This is a genomic window from Helicobacter saguini, assembly GCF_000762875.2.
Lineage (GTDB): Bacteria > Campylobacterota > Campylobacteria > Campylobacterales > Helicobacteraceae > Helicobacter_A > Helicobacter_A saguini.
In genome coordinates this window covers 237,928-258,210 of record NZ_JRMP02000001.1, presented here as the reverse complement: position 1 = coordinate 258,210, position 20,283 = coordinate 237,928, and the positions used below count along the sequence as shown (strand labels likewise).

18 protein-coding genes and 5 tRNA genes are annotated in these 20,283 nt (G+C 36.8%); 16 read left to right on the top strand and 7 right to left on the bottom strand.

Features of this window, described 5'->3' with window-relative positions:
* Positions 1–185: 185 nt before the first annotated feature.
* The 3 genes from LS64_RS01140 to ffh all read right to left on the bottom strand — a co-directional run bounded on the left by LS64_RS01140 (position 186) and on the right by ffh (position 5,526).
* Positions 186–551 (bottom strand): methionine-R-sulfoxide reductase, encoded by a 366-nt coding sequence (locus tag LS64_RS01140; RefSeq protein ID WP_034570418.1) that lies wholly within the window; start codon positions 549–551, stop codon positions 186–188.
* Between the two features lie 71 nt (positions 552–622).
* Positions 623–4,108 carry a DNA polymerase I gene (gene polA / locus LS64_RS01135; protein ID WP_052062348.1) on the bottom strand — a complete coding sequence of 1,162 codons (3,486 nt, stop codon included), beginning with the start codon at positions 4,106–4,108 and terminating at the stop codon, positions 623–625.
* Positions 4,109–4,194: 86 nt separating this feature from the next.
* Positions 4,195–5,526, bottom strand: coding sequence for a signal recognition particle protein (ffh, locus tag LS64_RS01130; RefSeq protein WP_034570420.1), 1,332 nt, complete (start codon positions 5,524–5,526; stop codon positions 4,195–4,197).
* Between the two features lie 138 nt (positions 5,527–5,664).
* Between ffh and LS64_RS01125 the strand changes: the two genes are divergently transcribed.
* The 4 genes from LS64_RS01125 (at position 5,665) to LS64_RS01110 (ending at position 12,227) form a co-directional block, all read left to right on the top strand.
* Positions 5,665–6,552, top strand: a complete 888-nt coding sequence (locus LS64_RS01125) for a DUF815 domain-containing protein (protein WP_052062349.1) — start codon at positions 5,665–5,667, stop codon at positions 6,550–6,552.
* 18 nt (positions 6,553–6,570) lie between these two features.
* Positions 6,571–9,294, top strand: a complete 2,724-nt coding sequence (locus LS64_RS01120) for an AAA family ATPase (protein WP_034570423.1) — start codon at positions 6,571–6,573, stop codon at positions 9,292–9,294.
* A 75-nt stretch (positions 9,295–9,369) separates the two neighbouring features.
* Positions 9,370–11,352, top strand: coding sequence for an AAA family ATPase (locus tag LS64_RS01115; protein WP_034570426.1), 1,983 nt, complete (start codon positions 9,370–9,372; stop codon positions 11,350–11,352).
* The gene (locus LS64_RS01110; RefSeq protein WP_052062350.1) at positions 11,346–12,227 is read left to right on the top strand and encodes an ATP-binding protein; all 882 of its coding nucleotides are present in this window, start codon (positions 11,346–11,348) and stop codon (positions 12,225–12,227) included. Before LS64_RS01115 ends, LS64_RS01110 begins: the two co-directional genes overlap by 7 nt.
* Before the next feature lie 103 nt (positions 12,228–12,330).
* Here LS64_RS01110 and LS64_RS01105 read toward each other — a convergent pair whose 3' ends face one another.
* The gene (locus tag LS64_RS01105) at positions 12,331–12,543 is read right to left on the bottom strand and encodes a hypothetical protein (RefSeq protein ID WP_138127224.1); all 213 of its coding nucleotides are present in this window, start codon (positions 12,541–12,543) and stop codon (positions 12,331–12,333) included.
* A 142-nt stretch (positions 12,544–12,685) separates the two neighbouring features.
* On the opposite strand from LS64_RS01105, the gene LS64_RS01100 reads away from it, so the two are divergent.
* The 12 genes from LS64_RS01100 (at position 12,686) to LS64_RS01045 (ending at position 18,673) form a co-directional block, all read left to right on the top strand.
* Positions 12,686–12,761 (top strand) — tRNA-Thr (locus LS64_RS01100).
* 343 nt (positions 12,762–13,104) lie between these two features.
* Positions 13,105–13,189 (top strand) — tRNA-Tyr (locus tag LS64_RS01095).
* A 22-nt stretch (positions 13,190–13,211) separates the two neighbouring features.
* Positions 13,212–13,288, top strand: a tRNA-Gly gene (locus tag LS64_RS01090).
* Between the two features lie 128 nt (positions 13,289–13,416).
* Positions 13,417–13,491 (top strand) — tRNA-Thr (locus LS64_RS01085).
* Positions 13,492–13,531: 40 nt separating this feature from the next.
* Positions 13,532–14,731: an elongation factor Tu gene (gene tuf, locus LS64_RS01080; protein ID WP_034570428.1), complete on the top strand. Its 1,200-nt coding sequence runs from the start codon at positions 13,532–13,534 to the stop codon at positions 14,729–14,731.
* Between the two features lie 9 nt (positions 14,732–14,740).
* A complete protein-coding gene (gene rpmG, locus LS64_RS01075) occupies positions 14,741–14,914 on the top strand; it encodes a 50S ribosomal protein L33 (RefSeq protein WP_034570431.1) in 174 nt (57 codons plus the stop codon).
* Between the two features lie 59 nt (positions 14,915–14,973).
* A tRNA-Trp gene (locus tag LS64_RS01070) sits at positions 14,974–15,050 on the top strand.
* A 268-nt stretch (positions 15,051–15,318) separates the two neighbouring features.
* A complete protein-coding gene (gene secE / locus LS64_RS01065; RefSeq protein WP_034570434.1) occupies positions 15,319–15,498 on the top strand; it encodes a preprotein translocase subunit SecE in 180 nt (59 codons plus the stop codon).
* 135 nt (positions 15,499–15,633) lie between these two features.
* Entirely contained in the window at positions 15,634–16,188 is a 555-nt protein-coding gene (gene nusG, locus LS64_RS01060) for a transcription termination/antitermination protein NusG (protein WP_052062351.1), read from the top strand.
* A gap of 392 nt (positions 16,189–16,580) precedes the next feature.
* Positions 16,581–17,006, top strand: a complete 426-nt coding sequence (gene rplK / locus LS64_RS01055) for a 50S ribosomal protein L11 (RefSeq protein WP_034570437.1) — start codon at positions 16,581–16,583, stop codon at positions 17,004–17,006.
* Between the two features lie 329 nt (positions 17,007–17,335).
* A complete protein-coding gene (rplA, locus tag LS64_RS01050) occupies positions 17,336–18,040 on the top strand; it encodes a 50S ribosomal protein L1 (protein WP_034570439.1) in 705 nt (234 codons plus the stop codon).
* Between the two features lie 96 nt (positions 18,041–18,136).
* Positions 18,137–18,673 (top strand): TylF/MycF/NovP-related O-methyltransferase, encoded by a 537-nt coding sequence (locus LS64_RS01045; protein ID WP_237416206.1) that lies wholly within the window; start codon positions 18,137–18,139, stop codon positions 18,671–18,673.
* Between the two features lie 153 nt (positions 18,674–18,826).
* On the opposite strand, the gene LS64_RS01040 is transcribed toward LS64_RS01045, so the two are convergent.
* The 3 genes from LS64_RS01040 to LS64_RS01030 all read right to left on the bottom strand — a co-directional run bounded on the left by LS64_RS01040 (position 18,827) and on the right by LS64_RS01030 (position 20,202).
* Positions 18,827–19,321 (bottom strand): ferritin, encoded by a 495-nt coding sequence (locus LS64_RS01040; RefSeq protein WP_118949016.1) that lies wholly within the window; start codon positions 19,319–19,321, stop codon positions 18,827–18,829.
* 175 nt (positions 19,322–19,496) lie between these two features.
* Positions 19,497–19,697, bottom strand: coding sequence for an NAD(P)H-binding protein (locus LS64_RS13505; RefSeq protein WP_052062284.1), 201 nt, complete (start codon positions 19,695–19,697; stop codon positions 19,497–19,499).
* 19 nt (positions 19,698–19,716) lie between these two features.
* Positions 19,717–20,202: an NAD(P)H-binding protein gene (locus LS64_RS01030; RefSeq protein ID WP_052062285.1), complete on the bottom strand. Its 486-nt coding sequence runs from the start codon at positions 20,200–20,202 to the stop codon at positions 19,717–19,719.
* Between the last annotated feature and the right edge of the window lie 81 nt (positions 20,203–20,283).

Here is a 20,283-nt window from a genome sequence, read left to right as displayed (position 1 = left end):
GTAAAGATTCTAAACTCTCAGTAATACTAGCCTTTGTAATAATAAATTCTAAATTATCTATCTTTAGGGTAATAAATGAGTTCATGGGTTTTTCCTTTTTGGTGGTTTTGTGTGAAATTATAACTTGTTTTTTAAAGATACGATAGATTTTATTTATGAATTTTTTTAGCAATTTTGTTGTGTTATCACTCTTTCACAAACTTAATTGAGGCTGAATTAACACAATGCCTTGTATTTTTGGGCGTAAAACCCTCACCATAAAAAATATGCCCCAAATGCCCACCACAAGCCTCACACACAATCTCAGTTCTTACGCCATCTTTATCACGCTCTTTACGCACCGCACCCGCCACCTCACAATCAAAGCTAGGCCACCCACAATGGCTCTTAAACTTAGAATCTGAACTATAAAGCTTCGCCCCACAATTTTTACACACATAAATCCCGCTCTCAAAACAGCTCTCATACTCGCCACTAAAAGGCGTCTCCGTACCTTTATCAATCAAAATATGCTTTTCAAAATCACTCAAATTCTCATTTATTATTTTCATTTTTTACCTTTAGATTTTATAATTTTTCACTCAGATGGAATTTTATCTTAAAAAGTTAAAGTAAATGGCTTTTATTTTAGTGCTGCCCAGTTTGAAGCGATGGCGATGTTGCATATTAGTGGGACTTTTAGCTTGTAAGTAGATTCCATAATTTGCTTTATTTTTTGTGTGTAATTTTGTGCCAAATCTTGCTTTATTTCAAAGATTAGCTCGTCATGCACTTGCAAAAGGAGTTTTATTTTGTAGTCGCTATTTTCACTCTTAAAAGGGTGGTGGGTGGGCATTTGGTCTTTACAAATAGGGTGGTGGATGGGCGATAGGATTTCTTTAGAATCTTTAGAATTTAGGCTATTAGATTCTATAAAATCTTTAGAATCTATATTTGAAAAAAGCCCTTTAGATTCTATAGAATCTGTTTTATTAAAAGGGTGGTGGGCGGGCATTTGGCTTTTAGATTCTATAGAATCTATATTTGAAAAAAGTCCTTTAGATTCTATATTTTTAGAGTTTGTAGAATCTTGCAATGATAGCCCAAAAGTATCGCAAATCTCAATCATACTTTTTTTAATCAAATCCGCCGCAGAGCCTTGAAAAATCGTATTGACACCTTCGCGTAAAAAGCCCTGCCGCACGCCCTCATTTGCGATAGAAAAATCAAAATAACGCCGCCTTTTAAATAGCGTTTCAGCATAGCCTAAATTCTCAATCTCAACGCGTTTAGATTCTAAAAAATCGCGGATATGCGGGAGCTTTGCGAAATATTTATCGATATATTCTTTTGCTTTAAATTGCGTGATTTGCAGGGTTTGAGCGAGTTTGCGTGCGCCCATTCCATAGATTAAGCCAAAGTTTATCGACTTTGCGATGTTACGAAAAGTAGCAAAATCGCCGCTAGATTCTATATTTTCACCAAAAATCATCTTCGCAGTTTGCGCGTGGATATCCGCATTATTATGAAAGGCAGAAATAAGCGTTTTATCACCGCTAAAATGCGCTAAAAGCCGCAGCTCAATTTGTGAATAATCAAGGCTTGCTAGCACATAACCACTGCGCGCAATGAAGCCAGCGCGAATGCTTTTACCCAAATCGCTACGCACAGAGATATTTTGCAAATTTGGCGATTTAGAGCTAAGACGCCCTGTGGCAGTGCCTGTTTGCAAAAACTGCGTGTAGATTCTATTTTTAGATTCTATAGAATCTTTAGAATCTAAAGTGTTAAAAAGTCCCTTATTTTCGGCGTTTTCAGCCCCTTTTGTAAGTCGCAAAATCGGCTCAATATAACTTGAAAATAGCTTAAAAACTTCGCGATATTCAAGCAAAGTTTCCACCACCGGATGCTCACTTATAATAGCTTCTAAATATATTTCATTTGTGCTTTTTTTAGGATTACCTTTAGTAGATAATTTTAACTCATTAAATAAAACTTCACTTACTTGTTTAGGAGAATTAACATTAAATTTGGATTTATTTAATCCATGATAACCGCTTTGTGTATGAATTTTATTAGCAAGAGCATTTAGCATAATTTCAAATTTTGGTTTAAGTTTTATAAAATATTGTCTATCGACACAAATACCATTATTTTCCATATTTATAAGTATAGGAATTAGCGGAGTCTCAATATTTTTTAATTCCTGCTTTAAATCAATTCCCAGCATAGATTCTAACTTATGATACAAAACATAAGCAGCTATAGAGTCCAATGCACCATAATCCTTTGCTTGTTCTAAAGAAACAAAATCAAATGTAGGTTTTTGTGTTAGTTTTTTTTTAGGATATATTTTTTCCATAAGCTTATCAAAATCTTCTGTTTCATATTTGAAATATTTATATAGTAATTCCTTTAAACCTATTTTTGAACCGGGATTAAGTAGCCAAGCTAAAATCATAGAATCTTTTATATCATTTTGTGGATAAATTCCAAAGTTATGCAAAGCAACTTGTATATCAAATTTTATATTATGAGCAATTAATGGATGTGTAAAAATTTGTTGTAAAGCTAATTTTGCATCCGCTATAGAAATTTGTTTTACAGAATCTATTTTTGAATTTAATATTATAGATTCTATTTCTTTTTTAGATAGTTCATTGTAATTTGAAATAGGTGGTTTATGCAAAAACGGCACATAATAGCCATTAAATCCATCAAAGCAAAAGCTAAAACCTACCATTTTTTCACTGCGATAATCTAAGCCGGTTGTTTCGCAGTCAAAGGCGATTGTGGTATCTTTTGGGATAGAATCAAGGAGCGTGAAAAGCTTATCTTTATCATTAATCAAATGGGCTTTAAAGGTGAATTTATTAGAATCTTTTTTAGAATCTAGATTCTGCGAAACATTAGAATCTTTTTTAGAATCTTGTAAGTTTCCAAGATTAGATTCTATAAAATCTTTAGAATCTTCTTTAATATTTTGCGACTTAGATTCTATAAAATCTTGTGCGTTAGATTCTATATAATCGTGTGGAGTGGAAAGCCCCCCTCCCTTGTCGTTTGGCTCTTTATAGCCCCCCTCCCTTGCGGAGGGGGGTTGGGGGGTGGGTTTATTGTGCGTATTGTATGTTATAGAATTTGTATTATGAGATTCTATAGAATCTATTTGTGTAGTTTGGTGTTTTGGATTATCGGGGTTTTTTACCCACCCCCCAACCCCCCTCCGCAAGGGAGGGGGGCTTTCAAGTTGCAATCTATCCGCCCCGATAGTGCTTAGAATCTTCTGCATTTCTAGCTCTTTTAATTCAGGCGCGATTTTAAGCAAGGGCGAGTTTTCAAACTCATTTTTAGATTCTAAAAAATCATAATTTTCTAGCAAATGCGAATTTAGCGTCACTAACTCGCGGCTTAAAAACGCATTATCTTTACTAGCCAAAATCAAAGCCACAGCGCGTTTCCCAAGCAAAGACTCAACATTTGAAGTATCCGCCGTGATAGAATCATACAAACTTTCCAAAGACTTAAAATGCTCCAAAATCTTTACCGCACCCTTCGCCCCGATGCCCTTAATGCCAGGAATATTATCGCTACTATCGCCAACGATGCTTTGATATGTGATAAAATCACGCGGCGACACACCAAACTTCTCAACGCACTCCGCCGCGGTAATCACGCGTTTTTTCCCATAATCATAAATGATAACATTCTCATTTATAAGCTGATAAAGGTCTTTATCGTGGCTAATTATTCGCACTTGAAAGCCTTGAGCCTGCGCTAAATGCGATAAAGTCGCAATGCAGTCATCGGCTTCATACCCATTAATTTGCAAGGTTTTTAGCCCCATTTTTTGTAGCCACTCAACAGCCACAGGCAGCTGCAAAAGCAAGTCAGCAGGGGCTTCACTGCGATTTGCCTTATAATCTTTGTAGATTTCTTTTCGCTTGTTATCATGCCCTTCAAGCGTGAAAATTATGCAGCAGCCCTTATTTTTCTTAAAAATCTCAAAAATCAAATTCGCAAAGCCAGTCAAAAGCGAAGTAGGAAAGCCCTTTGAATTAAAAAGCGGCGGCAGGGCATAAAAACTACGAAAAAAAAACCCAAATGTATCAATCAAAATCACTTGCATTTCAAACCTTAACATAAATATAGAATCTAGATTCTAATAAAACATTTTAAAGTTTAGAATCACACAAATTTTTTAGGTGTTTTAAACTATCTAGGAATATTCTGCTGGCTCATCATCGCTAAAAAGTTTTGCATACCGCCTTTTTGGCTTAGTTTTTTGGCGATTTTACTTGCCTGGTCAAATTGCTTTAGGGCACGATTTATATCGCTAACTTGCAATCCAGCGCCATTTGCGATGCGTTTTCGTCGCGAACCATTCAATATATCAGGGTTTTCACGCTCCTTTTTTGTCATCGAATTTACCATCGCGCGAATGATTTTCACTTCCTCAGTGTTGTCAATATCCACGCCTTTGAGTGATTTCGCCATATTGCCAAGCCCTGGAATCATCGATAAAATCGAGCTTACAGAGCCCATTTTTTTCACATTTTCAATTTGATTTAAAAAGTCAATGAATGTAAAATTGCCCTTTTTTATTTTTTTATGGATGTCCTTTGCTTCCTTTGGATTTATCGCAGCAGCGGTCTTTTCAGCCAAGCTCTCCAAATCCCCAGCGCCCATAAGCCTTGAAATAATCCTATCAGGCATAAATAAATCAAGGTCGGCAATCTTTTCGCCCACGCCCATAAAACGCAGCGGAATGCCGAGCTGAAAAGCAATCGAGAGTGCAATCCCGCCCTTAGAATCACTATCAAACTTGCTTAAAATCACGCCGCTTACGCCGATTTGCTCATTAAAACTCGCCGCAGAGCGAATGCCATCTTGCCCACTTAACGCATCCGCGACATAGAAAGTATCGTGTGGCTGGACTATTTTTTTTATTTCTTTTAGCTCGTTCATTAACGCAGAATCTATTGCAAGTCGCCCCGCGCTATCAAAAATAATCACATCAAAATGCTCTTTTGTGCCGTATTCTAGGGCATCTTTTGCTACTTTTAAAGGGTCATTTGAGCTAGATTCAAACACAGGCACTTCAATTTGCGCGCCCAAAGTCTTTAATTGCGTTACAGCCGCAAGACGTTGCAAATCGCAAGGCACAAGCAGGACTTTTTTATTTTTTGTCTTTAGATAGTTTGCCAGCTTCGCACACGTCGTGGTTTTACCACTTCCTTGTAAGCCCACCATTAGCACATTTGTCGGCGGCTTATTCGCAAAGGTAAAGCCATAACTCCCGCTAGTGCTTAGAATCTCTTTTAGGCTTTCACTCAACGCATTTAAAAAATTATCGCGCCCAATGCCCTGCTTTAGCGTGATTTCCTTAGTTTTTGATAGAATCTCTTTTGTGGTTTTATGATAGACATCACTTTTCAAAAGCACTTTTTTTAGCTCATCTAATGCCTTATCTAACGCCTTAGAATCATCGCTAAAACGCAGTTTATTCATCGCAGATTTAAAGCCATTGCTTAGAGATTCAAACATTTTTGTGTCCTTATTTTATTCTAATTTAAAGATAGAATCTTAGCTTAGAATCTTTTAGATTCTGTAACCACGCATTTGTTTATATGGAATCTTTAAACTTTTAGTATAAAATCTGTTTAAAAAATACAGGATAAAACTATGCACAACTTTTCATTTTTTTGTAAGCATTTGGATAATACTTTTGTGAATGGGCATGAGATTGAGTGGGATAATCGCGATTCGCGCATTGATTGGGATACTGCTAAGGTAGCGATTTTCCGCAATATCGCGGGGTTTGTGTATTTTCACAAGGTTACAAATTTCAATTATGTTAAGGTTAATGAGCTGGTTGGGCTAAAAGAGCAAATAAAGCTTTTAGATTCTAACACTAAGGCGTTTTTGCAGGGCAAAGATGCGTCAAATGCGCTGCTTTGGGGGGCGCGTGGCTGTGGGAAAAGCTCTGTTATAAAGGCTGTTTTATCGCAGTATTTGTTTGAAAAGCACGGATTTTTACGCGTGATTGAAGTGGATACGAAAGATTTTAATTTTATGCCGCTTTTGTTTGATTATTTACGCGAGATTCCGCAGTATAAATTTGTGATTTTTAGTGATGATTTAAGCTTTGATAATGGGCGGTATAAAAGCCTTAAAAGCACGCTGGAAGGCTCATTTGAAGCGCATCCGCACAATGTGCTTTTATATGCGACTTCAAACCTGCGACATTTGGTGCAAGAAAGCAGCCAAGATAACGCCCTGCAAGCACAAGATAACATTAATGAAAGTATGGCATTTAGCGATAGATTCCCGCTTAGTATCGGCTTTTACTCACTAGGGCAGGATGAATATTTAGATGTGCTACGCGCGATTATAAAGCGGCATGTAGCGCACACGCACACACGCGGAGAGAGCGTAAATATCGATGTCAAGGCAAATGAGATTTTAGAATCTGTGAAATTAAAAGCGATAAATTTTGCCACAAAAATAGGGAATAGAAGCCCACGTAGTGCAAAGGATTTTTTTAATTTGTATTTAAATCATTCGATATAGTTTTTATTAGGTAGGAAAATGAGAAAAGTTTTTTTATTTTTTATATTGTTATTTGTGGGGATTTTAGATTCTGGGGAATCTAGTAGTGTGGATTTAAGTGGCAAGGAATTTTTGCAGTTTTTAAATAGTGAGAGTGCGGAAAATTTTGGCTTTGGCTATGGCGATTTTACGCAACGGCTGAATAATAAGGGCTTTCAAAAATATATAGAATCTAAGATTATTTTAAATCAAATGCAAGAAATTGTTTTTAGCAAACAGGATAAAAGCGACACTCAAACATATCAAAAACGCGATAAAAATTTGCTAGATTCTATGGAATCTAATAAGGATGTCATTTTGAGTGAAGCGAATCTAACTAAAAACAAAATAGATTCTATAGAATCTAACAGGGCAGATTCTAAAAATTCTAATAAAAATATAGAATCTAAAAGTAAAATAGATTCTATAGAATCTAGTAAAAATATAGAATCTAATTTGCAAGATTCTAAAATAGATTCTAAGAATTTGAATATAGAATCTAGTATAAAAGATTCTAAAAACCTATCGCCCACCCACCACCCTATTAATGAGATAGATTCTAAAAATTTTATTGAATCTAAAAGTAAAAAAGATTCTATAGAATCTAGTAAAAATATAGAATCTAATTTGCAAGATTTAAAAATAGATTCTAAAGATTCTATAAATTCTAAAAACCTAAACGCCGCTCACCGCCCTATTAATAATAAAGAAGATGACCATAATAAGATTTTATCTAATATCAAATCTAATAAGAAAAAACTTCAAGCATTGCAGGAAAAAGCCTTGATTTTGAGTAAGCAATCGTGTGATTTAGGCTTAAGTAATGGATGTGTGAATTTTGCTTTTATAATGGAAGAGCCGCCTGTGCCGCTTGATAAACAGACTATTGATAAAATAGAATCTAATTTGCAAGATTCCATAAATTCTAATAAAAATATAGAATCTAATTTGCAAGATTCTAAAATAGATTCTAAAGATTCTACAAATTCCAAAAACCTATCGCCCACCCACCACCCTATTAATGGAATAGATTCTAAAATCCAAAAGCCCACCCACCGCCCTATTAATGGAACAGATTCTAAAATCCAAAACGCCGCTCACCACCCTACTTTAAATGAAATGCCCGCCCAACGCCCTATTAATAACAGAAATCACAGATTTAAAACCCCCACCAAAAGCCATAAAAATAAGCAAGACACAGACCCCACAAAGCAAACTATCCGCGACATTATCACCGCTTTTTACCAAAAAAATCAGCAAAAAAATTATCTACCTTTTATCAACACGCTGCTTGATGGCTGCTTTACTAATCTAGCTGCTGCTTGCTATCGGCTATCGTTTTTAGTGTATTATGACACGATGAATTTAAATTTTAAAACACAAATCCCGCTACTTGATTCCACATTATATCTTGCCAAAAAAGCGTGTGCTTTAGGCAATTATCAAGGCTGTGATAAGGTTGGCTTAATCGCGCTTTTTAAGGCATGGGAGAGTAGGCAGCAGCAAGAACAACGCAAAAATAAGTTTTATTTGCGAGATTTAGAGTTTAAGCCTATTGATTTTTTGGCGTTATCGCCACAAGATTTGGCATTTGTGCGGTATGGGTGCTATCATCTTGGTGAATTTAAATCATGTGATACCTTGCTTTCGCTAAATCTTGCTAAAGAAAATGCGGAATCTGCGGCAATTTTGGCAAATTATCTAAGCTTAAATAATAAGTGCAATAAAACTTGCCAAAGTGCGACAAATAGCCTAAATATCGCACTACATTCGCTTAAAAAAGAGCCTATTTCGTATGCTTTTGCCTATAATACGAGTATGAGTTCTGCTAAGATTTCTAAGCAGCGTTCATACATACAACAGGCGCAAAATGCCTGCCTTAGCGGCGTGCGTTATGCGTGTGATGTTTTGGGTGGTATGTATGCGTTTGTGACGTGGTTTTCTTTGGATGCGGATTATAAAGACTATTTTGAAGTGCCGCAAAATGCGGATAATTCCTTTTATTTGGACGGGGCGAAGTATTTGGATTTTGGGTGTTTTGGGGATTTGGAGTCTTTAGATTCTAAAGGGGCTTTTAAGTCGCAAAATGCTATGGATTCTAAGTCGCAAGATTCTAAAGGGGGTTTTAAGTCGCAAGATTCTATAGAATCTAAAACATCTGTCATGTTGAGCGATAGCGAAACATCTACTTTTTTGATATTAGATTCTATGAAAGATTTGCAAAGCCCAAAGTCTTGCTTTTATCGTGGCGTTTTGGACTTGGAAGTGTTGCGTTTAAAAGCGAATGATTTGCTACCTTTAATTGATTTAAATGCGATGTTTAATGTGTATAAACAGGGCTGTTTTGTGGCTAATGGCAATGATTTTGATATATCTTTTATAGTGCAAAATTGCAGGAATTTGATAGATTTAGCGGAGTTTGTTGGCGTTTCTAATCTAGCAGATTCTATAGAATCTAATGGGTTTAAAGATTCTAAAAATTCGCAAGATTCTAAAATAGATTCTAAGCCGCAAGATTCTAACTCGCAAGATTCTATTTTAAAAGATTCTAATTTGCAAAGCAATAAAAACTCAACTTTCATTGATATTTTAGAATCTAGCAATATAGATTCTAAAACATTTAAACTAGATAAAAAACAAACGCAAATATTAGCCAAAAAAGCCGCCTTACACGCCTGCGACTTAGGCGACACACACTCCTGCCTTAAACTCTTAGCTAAATAGATTCTAAAATCTAGACAAGTTTTGTCCATTTTTATTAGTATAATTTTATTTGAAATTTGTTGTAAGGAGAAAGTTATGAGAAGGAATAGACACGCAAGAAATTATCATCGTAGCATAGATGAGGGTGAAAACTATATCACATTAGATTCTATAAAAAAAGCCTTAGAACAAGAAGCAATGAATGCGTCTAAGCAGAATCTAGATTCTACAAACACGCAGCTAAACCCCAACGCAGATTCTAATAATTTGCAGAATCCAAATTTAAACGCAGATTCTAATAAAACACAGAATCTAGATTCTATAAACGGCGTGGGAGATTTTCCAAACATAGAATCTAATAATTCACAGAATCTAAACGCAAATTCTAAAAATGACGTGAATGATTTTCCAAACGCAGATTCTATAAACGTGGCAAAAGATTCTAATAATTTACAGAATCTAAATAATACAGATTCTAATAATTTACAGAATCTAGATTCTATAAGTGGGGATGGAGATTTTCACAACATAGATTCTAAAAATACGCAGAATCTAAACGCAATTTCTATAAAAACACACAAGCCACCAAAGATTACCAAAGATAAAATCGCGCAAAAATTGCTAGATTCTAACATCGTTTTTGTGCCTAAAAATGAGCATTGGAAAAAGCATAATCAAAAGGTTTTAAGCATTGTGTATATGAATATTTTGGGCTTAAGCCATGTGCGGGAGCATAATTTTGAAGAGATTTTTGGCGCTAATTTTATTAAAAATTTTGAAAATATGTTCTCAAGTGAGAGCGTTGCAGCCTTAAGCAAACTTTATAGCGAGTATATTTTCCCGCCTTTTGTGGAGAAAAATTTTGCGATGCTGCAAAATATGCTTAAATTTAGCAAGGAAGAATGCTTTATTTTGCACTATTTTTACCTGCTAAGGAGTGATTGCATCGTATATCCTAATGAAATCGAGCTAGAAATGCACGCAAAAATTATCGCTAGCCAGCATAATCTAAGCACAAAAGCGGTGCAAAAAATCCTGCAAAATGATAGAAATAAGCTTATTACGAGCGGATTTATCGATGATGATTACTTGCTTGAATCGCGTTGGGAAGGCGCGTTTGAGCGGGATAAATCAGTCTTTTTTTTAAATCTTGTCACACAAAAGCGATTTTTTGAAAAATATGGCTACAAGCCAAAGCCAACAACGTTAAGCGTGGAAGATTTTAGCTATATGGGCGAGAAATTTAGCACGATAATGCATACCGCAAGTCGCCTAAAAAGCGGCAATATCCTGCTTTATGGAAGCCCGGGCGTGGGCAAAAATGAAATCGTAAATGTGATTGCAAAGGCGTTAAATAAAGAGATTATTTGCGTGGAAAATAAACGGCAAACGCGACATAATGACGAGGATTATAATAATAGAATCTTGGCTTTTCAAGCCTTGCAAAGTGCGGCAAGGAGCGAAAAACACATCATTTGCTTTGATGAGTGCGAAGACTCGCTATGCTACAATTCACTGCATCAAAAGGCGCGAATTAATTGTGCGTTAGAAAATACGCGTGTGTTAAACTTTTTCTTGTCAAATTCTAAGCAAATGGATGGCGCGTATTTGCGGCGATTTGACTTGGTAATGGAGATAAAAACGCCGCCTAAAAATAAAAAAATAAGTATGGTAAAAGCGGTTCTAGATTCTAAAATCTCGCTAGATTCTAAGCTTTTAGAGCAAGTCGCTTTGAATCCAAATCTAACGCAAGGAATAATTTTAAGTGCGGCAAAACTAGCTAGTATTTTCCCAAAATCTAAGGCACAAGCGATATTTTTAAAATATATAAATGAGAATCTAAGGGCGCGCGAGCTATCCCCCATTAGACTTTTAAAGGCAGATTCTAAGAAAAAAGAAAAAACACTGCCCTATGATATGAGCTTAATTGAGTGTGATGTGGATATTGTAGAGTATGCAAATAATATTAAAAAGCTGCTACCTTTGGCGAAAAAAACGGCTTTAGATTCTAAAGATTCAGATTCTAAAGATTCTAAAAAAGTGGTGATTTTGAGTTTGACCATGATTTTGAAATGCTAAAGGCGTATAAGAAAAATCCTAAGAAATTTAAGGGCTTTGGGTATGAAAGTGACGAGGAAGTTTTTTCTTTTTTTGGAAAATCACGTGGAGATTCTAATAAAGATTCTAATAAGTTTTTTGGGGAAATTGTGGGTGAAGATTCTGCTGAAGATTCTAAGATTGCTGTAAATTTGGATACCGAAATTGTGGAATCTAGCGACTTAGATTCTAATATGGATGATAGCTTTGGCATTAGAATCCTTTGCTATGGAATCTCTGGCAGTGGTAAAAGTGAGTTTGCTAAAGAAATCGCTCGTTTGACCGGGCGTAAGATTCTAAGTTACAAGGCAAGTGATATTTTAGGGATGTATGTGGGGCAAAGTGAGGCGCGGCTAGCGGCTGCTTTCAAAAATGCTAGCACACAAAAGGCGGTGCTGCATATCGATGAGGTCGATACATTTTTGTATAATCGTGAGAGCGCGGAGAAAAGCTGGGAAAAAAGCCTAGTAAATGAAATGCTAACGCAAATGGAGCATTTTAATGGAATTTTTATAGCCACTAGCAATCATTTGGATATGATGGACGCGGCTGTGCTACGCCGTTTTGATAGCAAAATCGAGTTTAAAGCCCTGTCATTTGCGAAGTTGCAAAAAGCATTTTTACTATACGCAAACTACTTGGGACTAATAGATTCTAAAGATTCTATAGAATCTAAACTAAGTAGCGACATAAAAAACCGCCTTAAAAAGCTAGAAATATGCTTTGGCGACTTTGCATTAATTACAAGACAATCAAGGCTAAACCCGATAAAAAGCCTAGATGAACTAATCACAAGATTAGAAAACGAAAGCAAACTAAAACGCAAAAACTCCACCAACACCCCCATCGGCTTTTAGATTCTATAGAATCTAAAAACAAAAATATTGCCGTAATTTATCTAACGCCAAATTTGTAGGTAAAATCATCACAGAAACTTTGGTAGTTTAAGGATGAATATTACTATACAAAAGACATAAACAACATACTTGATTTAATAAATAAAATCAATGATTTTCTAGCTAGTAGCGAACAAATCGCTAACTTAGCAAAAGACTTGGAAAACTTGTAATTCACTTTGCAGCAAGATTCTATAGAATCTAAACTAATTTTATCAACACGCAATCTCACGCTTAAATTCATATTTTCTAAGTGATAAAGACTTGAAGTGCACAATCCTGTTACTTGAAATTGCAACAAAAATTAAGCAAATTCATAATTTAGATTTTAAAAAAATCAAAAAAATGTTTTAGATTCTATAATTTTTGCGTAGTATTGACTTTATAAAGTTTTTTATATATAATTCTATCTTTTTTTTGCTGGTTTAGCTCAGTTGGTAGAGCAGCTGCCTTGTAAGCAGCAGGCCGGGGGTTCAAGTCCCTTAACCAGCTCCATTGTTTGAAATGTTGTAAAATGTTTTAAAACGATTTGAAAACTTAAATGTGGATTTTTAAATTATATCAAACTTTGAAATTTGTCTATTAAAGATTAGATTCTAAGTGTTTTATGAGTTTTTAAGATTCTAAAAAGATTCTAAAATTTAAAAGATTTTTAGAATCTAAAAGGGTTTTAGGGATTTTGTAACTTTGGATTGCTTCGCTTACGCTCGCAATGACGCATGTCAAAGCAAGGTTAGCGATGACAAAAGATTCTATAAATCCTTAAAAATTGTGTAGAATCTTAGAATCTAGTCTTAAAAAACTTTAGATTCAGTGTTTGACCAGTGTTTTTAGGCGTGGTGAGTTACTCAAGTGGCCAACGAGGGCAGACTGTAAATCTGCTGACTTTGTCTTCCGTGGTTCGAATCCACGACTCACCACCATTGTTGTGTGTGAAAATGATGTGCGGGAATAGCTCAGTTGGCTAGAGCATCAGCCTTCCAAGCTGAGGGTCGCGGGTTCGAGCCCCGTTTCCCGCTCCATCTTTTATGCTTTTTAGAATCTAGATTCTAAGAGATTCTATTTTCTAATATTTGGCGACTGGGAGCTGATAAAAGTTAGGAATTTTGCAATTCTTCATTTTTATCATCTCTATAATTTATAATTTTACGCCCATATAGCTCAGTGGCAGAGCACTTCCTTGGTAAGGAAGAGGTCGGCGGTTCAATCCCGCTTATGGGCTCCAGTTTTTCGTTTTTGTGTTAAATTAATTTAAGGAGAAAGCTATGGCTAAAGAGAAATTTAATAGAAACAAGCCACACGTAAATGTTGGCACAATAGGTCACGTAGACCACGGCAAGACTACTTTGAGTGCTGCGATTTCAGCAGTCCTTGCGACTAAGGGTTTGGCGGAACTTCGCGATTATGACAATATCGATAACGCCCCTGAGGAAAAAGAAAGAGGTATTACGATTGCGACTTCTCACATTGAGTATGAGACAGAAAATCGCCACTATGCGCACGTAGATTGCCCCGGACACGCTGACTATGTTAAGAATATGATTACAGGTGCGGCGCAAATGGATGGCGCGATTTTGGTCGTTTCAGCAAGTGATGGTCCTATGCCACAAACAAGAGAGCATATCTTGCTATCTCGTCAAGTAGGCGTGCCTTATATCGTTGTGTTTTTAAATAAGCAAGATATGCTTGATGACCCAGAATTGCTAGAGTTGGTTGAAATGGAAGTAAGAGACTTGCTAAATGAGTATGAGTTCCCAGGTGATGATACTCCTATTGTTGGCGGCTCAGCCCTAAAAGCCCTTGAAGAAGCTAAAGCTGGAAACGTGGGCGAATGGGGTCAAAAGATTCTAGACTTAATGGCAAAAGTAGATGAGTATATCCCTACTCCAAAAAGAGATGTGGAAAAAACTTTCCTTATGCCTGTAGAAGACGTCTTTTCAATCGCTGGTCGTGGAACGGTTGTAACAGGTAGAATTGAGCGTGGCGTGGTAAAAGTAGGCGATGAAGTAGAAATCGTAGGTATCCGCCCAACGCAAAAGACAACCGTTACAGGTGTAGAGATGTTTAGAAAGGAAATGGACCAAGGAGAAGCTGGCGATAATGTCGGCGTGCTATTGCGTGGGACTAAAAAAGAAGATGTTGAACGTGGTATGGTATTGTGTAAGCCCGGCTCAATTACTCCGCACAAGAAGTTTGAGGCTGAAATCTATGTATTGACAAAAGATGAGGGCGGTCGCCACACACCTTTCCATAACAACTATCGTCCGCAATTCTATGTGCGAACGACAGACGTGACAGGTGCGATACACTTGCCTGAAGGCACAGAGCTAGTAATGCCCGGCGATAATGTTAAAATCACGGTTGAGCTAATTAACCCTATTGCTTTGGAAGTAGGAACTCGCTTTGCGATTAGAGAGGGCGGGCGAACCGTTGGCGCTGGTGCGGTAACTAACATTATTGAGTAAGGTGCTAGAATGGCAAAAGGGAATGTAGTAAAAATAGGCTTAAAATGCACAGAATCTGGTGATATAAATTATAGCACCACGAAGAATGCGAAAACACACACAGAAAAACTGGAGCTTAAAAAGTTCTGCCCAAGACTAAATAAACACACTATCCATAAGGAAGTAAAGCTAAAAACTAGCTAAGTGTTTGGTAGTCACTAGAGTTTTTGGGATGTTAGATTCTATATTTATAGAATCTTTTTGGGTCAGTAGCTCCAATGGTTAGAGCATCGGTCTCCAAAACCGAGTGTTGAGGGTTCGAGTCCTTCCTGGCCTGCCATTATGAGCTATGATTAAAAGTGTTTTATAGAATCTTTATAGAATCTACCACTTATAAAGGGTGGTGGTTAGGTTAGGTTAAAGCGTAGCGAAATCCATTATCCATAAAGGGTGGTGGGTGGGCGTTTAGGAAATGAGCGAAGCGAAACATTTAATTTAAGTTACGCAAAAACGTAATATTTAAAAGAGTAGATGTTTCGTTTCACTCAATATGACGCAAATAACAAAAGATTCTATAAAGCAATTTAGCAAAGTTGTAAAGGTTAGAAATGAAATTTTTAGAATATTATAAAGAGTGCAAAAATGAGTTAGGCAAGGTCATTTTCCCTACAAAGCAGCAAATAAAAATCGCCTTTATTTCTGTGATTGTCGTAGTTAGCGTTGTGACGCTATTTTTGGCACTTGTGGATGTGTTTTTCCATTATAGTATTTCTAGCATTATAGGGTAAGGATAAAATATGAGTGAGAAAGATTTGCAAGATTCAGTCCCGCAAGATTCTAATGATGTAGATTCTATAGAATCTGTTGAGCCGCAGGGCGAAAATACAGAATCTAAAAACATAGAATCTAATATAGATTCCATTATCGCAGATTCTAAAAATAGTGATAAAAAATTTCAATGGTATGCGATACAAACATATTCAGGCAGTGAGCAAAGCGTAAAAAAGGCAATACAAAATCTAATCGACCAAAATAACGCAAAGGATAGACTAAAGGCGATTGTCGTCCCAACTGAAGATGTTTTTGAGATAAAAGATAAAAAGAAAAAAATGGTGCAAACTAGCCTTTATCCGGGCTATGTGTTTGTGCAAATTGATTTAGATACGCGGCTTTGGCACTTAATTCAATCACTGCCGCGCGTTGGTCGCTTTATCGGTGAGAGTAAGAAGCCTACGCCACTTAGTGATGCGGATATTAAAACGATACTTGATAAGGTGCAAAATCGCCCAGCCCCACGTCCTAAAGTTAGTTTCTCCGTTGGTGAAATCGTGCAAATTACCGATGGTCCATTTGCTAATTTCACAGGCGTAGTCGAGCATTATGATATGGCTAGTAAAAAGCTGAAATTGAATGTCTCAATCTTTGGTCGCAACACACCGGTTGAAATTAATGACGTGCAGGTGGAAAAAACGATGTAATGATAGAATCTAGATTCTATATATGAAATCAAAAAAAACGATTTTATTTATAGAATCTAGATTCTAAAAGTTCTTTAAAATCGCTATAAATAAAAAAAGCCCCGAAACCTTTGGCTAATGCTTTGGGGAGTAGGGGCTAGTTTGCTAAAAGGAGGCTACTATGAAAAAACATAGTAAAAAACCTTCCTTAGTATTATACATAAAATTTAGGCTTTTTGGCTATAAATTTAGTATCTTGCTAAAAAGGTAACTTCTTTTGGAGGGGGTCGGTTACCCTTTCCGTCTCCTTTTGGCTAAAAAGTAAAATCACAATATTTATAGAATCTAGATTCTGTAATTTTCAACAAAGATTATAGAATCTAGATTCTAAAATCTAAATTTAAGGAAAAAAAATGGCAAAGAAAATTGTTGGCGAATTAAAATTGCAAATCCCCGCTGGTAAGGCAAACCCTTCGCCCCCGGTGGGTCCCGCTCTAGGTCAGCGTGGCGTAAATATTATGGAATTTTGCAAGGCGTTTAATGAGAAAACAAAGGATATGGGCAACTTTAACATACCTGTGATAATCACCGTGTATCAGGACAAAAGCTTTACTTTTGTGACAAAAAAGCCGCCTGTGACGGATTTAATAAAAGCTACCGCGAAAATCCAAAAGGGCAGCGATAATCCGCTAAAAAACAAGGTCGCAAAGCTAACAAAGGCGCAAGTGCAAGAAATCGCAAAAACGAAATTAGAAGATTTAAACACGAGCGATATTGAAGAAGCGATGCGGATTGTGGCGGGTTCGGCACGCAGCATGGGCGTTGATGTCGTAGAATAAAGGTAAGATTCGTCTTCCGTTTGGATTTTGAATTTTCTTTTCCTTTGCTAGTTGCGACAACCGATGTGGTTAGTCTCACGTCGCAAAGGAAAAGGAAAATCCAAACTACACGCAAAATACTAGAATCTAGCTAAAACTTCGTTTTAGCGGACTCTAAAATTAGATTTTAGACAAATTATAGAATCTAGATTCTATATTTTATGTCATTGCGAGACTTGCCGCAAGGCAAGGCGTGGCAATCTACTTACGAAATGGATTGCTTCACTAGCGTTCGCAATGACAAGGAAGTATAGAATCTAGATTCTAAAAAATATTTAGGAGATTGAAGTATGAAAAAAAAGTTGTCGAAACGATTGCAGGGCTTATCAAAAAAGCTTGATTTTGAGAAAGTCTATGGTATGGAATCTGCCATTGACGCGGTGAAATCTTTGGCAAGTGCGAAGTTTGATGAAAGCGTGGAAGTGGCACTGCGTTTAGGCGTAGACCCACGTCACGCAGACCAAATGATACGAGGTGCGGTTGTATTGCCGCATGGCACAGGGAAAAAGGTTCGCGTAGCGGTGTTTGCTAAGGATTTGAAAGCTGATGAGGCTAGAAAAGCGGGTGCTGATGTGGTCGGCAGTGATGATTTGGTTGAAAGCATAAAGGGCGGGCAAATCGACTTTGACATCGTCATTGCCACGCCTGATATGATGCCGCTTGTGGGTAAAGTTGGGCGGATTTTAGGACCAAAAGGCATAATGCCAAACCCAAAAACAGGCACGGTTACAGCGGACATCTCAAAAGCGGTAAGCAACGCAAAAAGCGGTCAGGTCAATTTCCGCGTAGATAAAAAGGGCAACATCCACTCCGCCATAGGCAAGGCAAGCTTTGAATCTAGCAAGCTGCTTGATAACCTAGTCGAGTTTGTCAAAACCATAAACCGCCTTAAACCAAGTAGCGCCAAAGGCAAATACATCCGCTCTTCTAATTTGTCTCTAACAATGAGCCCCGCAGTAAAAGTCGACTCCCAAGAACTTATGGACGTAAAATAGATTCTATAAATAAACGCGAACTATCTAAAAAAGAATCTAAATGAGACTTTTTTGAATTATCCTTACGCGAACAATACATAATCTAAGGAAACAAAGATGAAAATAAATAATTTCGACACTGATAAAAGTTTCATGTATGAAAATGGATTCTATCTTAGTAGTAACGATAGACGCATAGGCAAGATGTTAGCACACTATGAGCTATATAAACGCATTACGCACTTACCGGGCGATATTGTGGAATGTGGTGTGTTTAAGGGGAATTCATTTTTTAGATTCGCTCATTTTCGTAATATTTTGGAATGCCAAGATTCAAGAAAAATCATAGGTTTTGACATATTTGGAAAATTCCCTAGCACTAATTTTGATGCGGACAAGGGTAAAAGACAAGCCTTTATAGACGAAGCGGGTGCGGAAAGCATTAGTATAGATTCTATGCATAAAGCCTTAAAATACAAAAATATTAGAAATTATGAGCTTGTGAAAGGTAATATTTTAGAATCTGTGCCAAAATATTGTGCTGAAAATCCGCAGTTAAAAATATCCCTTTTACACATTGATACTGATGTATATGAGCCTGCGGTATGTATCTTGGAAAATATGTATGACAAGGTTGTGGGGGGGGGGGGGTAATAGTCTTTGATGACTATGGGACATTCCCCGGAGAAACAAAAGCCGTAGATGACTTTTTTAAAGATAAAAACGTAGTAATACAAAAGCTCCCATTAGCACACATCCCCGCTTTTATAATCAAGGGATAGAATCTGCTTTTTAAACTTAGATACCCTACTTTCCGCTCAAACTTTTAATGTAAGAATCAGCCAAGAATAAGCCATTGCTCTCTTTGCCGATAAGCTTAATCTTATCAACAATGCCGCGGAACAACGCTTCCTCTTCGTGCTGCTCTGCCACATACCATTGCAAAAAGTTGAAAGTCGAATAATCCTTCTGCTTTAACATATAATCCACAAGCTCATTGATTGACTTTGTGATGTAAAGCTCATGCTCATAAGTTTGCTCAAACACATCTAGCAAGCCTTTAAAGTCATGCTTTGGCTTCTCAATGGCATCTAGCTCAAGCCGCGCATCCGTCTCGTTCAAATAAGTGATGAGTTTGCGCGCATGGTCGCTCTCCTGACTTGCATGCTCGAAAAGAAACTGCCCAGCGCCATCGTAGCGATTAGTGTAGCACCACGAACTCATACTCAAATACAAATTTGACGCATTCATTTCCTTAACAACCTGCTCACTCAACTTTTTAATAACCTCTTTTGTTAGCATTTTCTGCTCCTTTTTTGTGAAATATGTTTGTTAATTCTTATCTTTATCAAATTAACTTTATCATTATACTATACAAAATGATAATTTGTCAATAGATTTTATCAAAAATATATAAAAAATGAGAAAAACTTTTTAGCGTTATAGAATCTAAATGAGAAAATATAGAATCTAGATTCTATCTTAAGGGTTTATTTATCCCTAAGCTTTCGTGTTTGCCAAAGGTAGAATCAAAGCACAAAAGCATAATTAAATGTGCGATAGACTTACGCGAAATGTAGGCACTTGGATTCCTAAAAGGCTCACCCTTGTGCGTAATTTCATAATCGATTCTATTGTCACTACTAAACCACTGTGTGCGAATAATCGTGTAGTCCAAGTCGCTAGATTCTATAATCTTAACCGCCGATATGCGGGGGCAAATACGCCTTTATACGATTAATCTCGCTTTTTGGAATCTCATCATACACGCCAAATGAGCTAATCCAAATAAGTCGCTTTAGCCCACTCTCACGCATAGAATCTATAATCGCACTCGCCATAGTAGGCAAGTCGCCATCAAGGTTCGCATACGCGATATTTGCGCCTTTCATCGCCCTTGTTAGCGTGGCTTTGTCGCGTGCATCGCCTTCTATCAATTCCACTCGATTTGGATATTTGTTTTGCAAATTGCTTAAGCGACTCGCATTTCGCAAAAATAGCTTTAATTTCACATCGCTAGATTCTAAAAGTGCGTCTTCTAAAACCCTTGCCACGCTACCATTTGCACCGATGATTAAGATTGTGGTATTTGCTCCTTTGCCCTTAAACTCGCTAAAATCGCTCGCCCTTACAATGTTAGAATCTTTTGCATTTGTAACGTTTAAAACACCAAAAAATAACATTAGAAAAATAAACTTAGCTTTTTCATAACTTTTCTTCTTTAAATCTTAGAATCAAAATGCAATTATAAAAGATGATACTTA

What these genes read in the sequence shown, in the direction of transcription:
- ffh (WP_034570420.1), bottom strand. Translation starts at nt 5,526, where the DNA reads ATGTTTGAATCTCTAAGCAATGGCTTTAAATCTGCGATGAATAAACTG.
- LS64_RS01030 (WP_052062285.1), bottom strand. Translation starts at nt 20,202, where the DNA reads ATGTTATTTTTTGGTGTTTTAAACGTTACAAATGCAAAAGATTCTAAC.
- tuf (WP_034570428.1), top strand. Translation starts at nt 13,532, where the DNA reads ATGGCTAAAGAGAAATTTAATAGAAACAAGCCACACGTAAATGTTGGC.
- LS64_RS01110 (WP_052062350.1), top strand. Translation starts at nt 11,346, where the DNA reads ATGCTAAAGGCGTATAAGAAAAATCCTAAGAAATTTAAGGGCTTTGGG.
- LS64_RS01125 (WP_052062349.1), top strand. Translation starts at nt 5,665, where the DNA reads ATGCACAACTTTTCATTTTTTTGTAAGCATTTGGATAATACTTTTGTG.
- polA (WP_052062348.1), bottom strand. Translation starts at nt 4,108, where the DNA reads ATGCAAGTGATTTTGATTGATACATTTGGGTTTTTTTTTCGTAGTTTT.
- LS64_RS01120 (WP_034570423.1), top strand. Translation starts at nt 6,571, where the DNA reads ATGAGAAAAGTTTTTTTATTTTTTATATTGTTATTTGTGGGGATTTTA.
- rplK (WP_034570437.1), top strand. Translation starts at nt 16,581, where the DNA reads ATGGCAAAGAAAATTGTTGGCGAATTAAAATTGCAAATCCCCGCTGGT.
- rpmG (WP_034570431.1), top strand. Translation starts at nt 14,741, where the DNA reads ATGGCAAAAGGGAATGTAGTAAAAATAGGCTTAAAATGCACAGAATCT.
- LS64_RS01040 (WP_118949016.1), bottom strand. Translation starts at nt 19,321, where the DNA reads ATGCTAACAAAAGAGGTTATTAAAAAGTTGAGTGAGCAGGTTGTTAAG.
- LS64_RS01115 (WP_034570426.1), top strand. Translation starts at nt 9,370, where the DNA reads ATGAGAAGGAATAGACACGCAAGAAATTATCATCGTAGCATAGATGAG.
- LS64_RS01140 (WP_034570418.1), bottom strand. Translation starts at nt 551, where the DNA reads ATGAAAATAATAAATGAGAATTTGAGTGATTTTGAAAAGCATATTTTG.
- secE (WP_034570434.1), top strand. Translation starts at nt 15,319, where the DNA reads ATGAAATTTTTAGAATATTATAAAGAGTGCAAAAATGAGTTAGGCAAG.
- rplA (WP_034570439.1), top strand. Translation starts at nt 17,336, where the DNA reads ATGAAAAAAAAGTTGTCGAAACGATTGCAGGGCTTATCAAAAAAGCTT.
- LS64_RS01045 (WP_237416206.1), top strand. Translation starts at nt 18,137, where the DNA reads ATGAAAATAAATAATTTCGACACTGATAAAAGTTTCATGTATGAAAAT.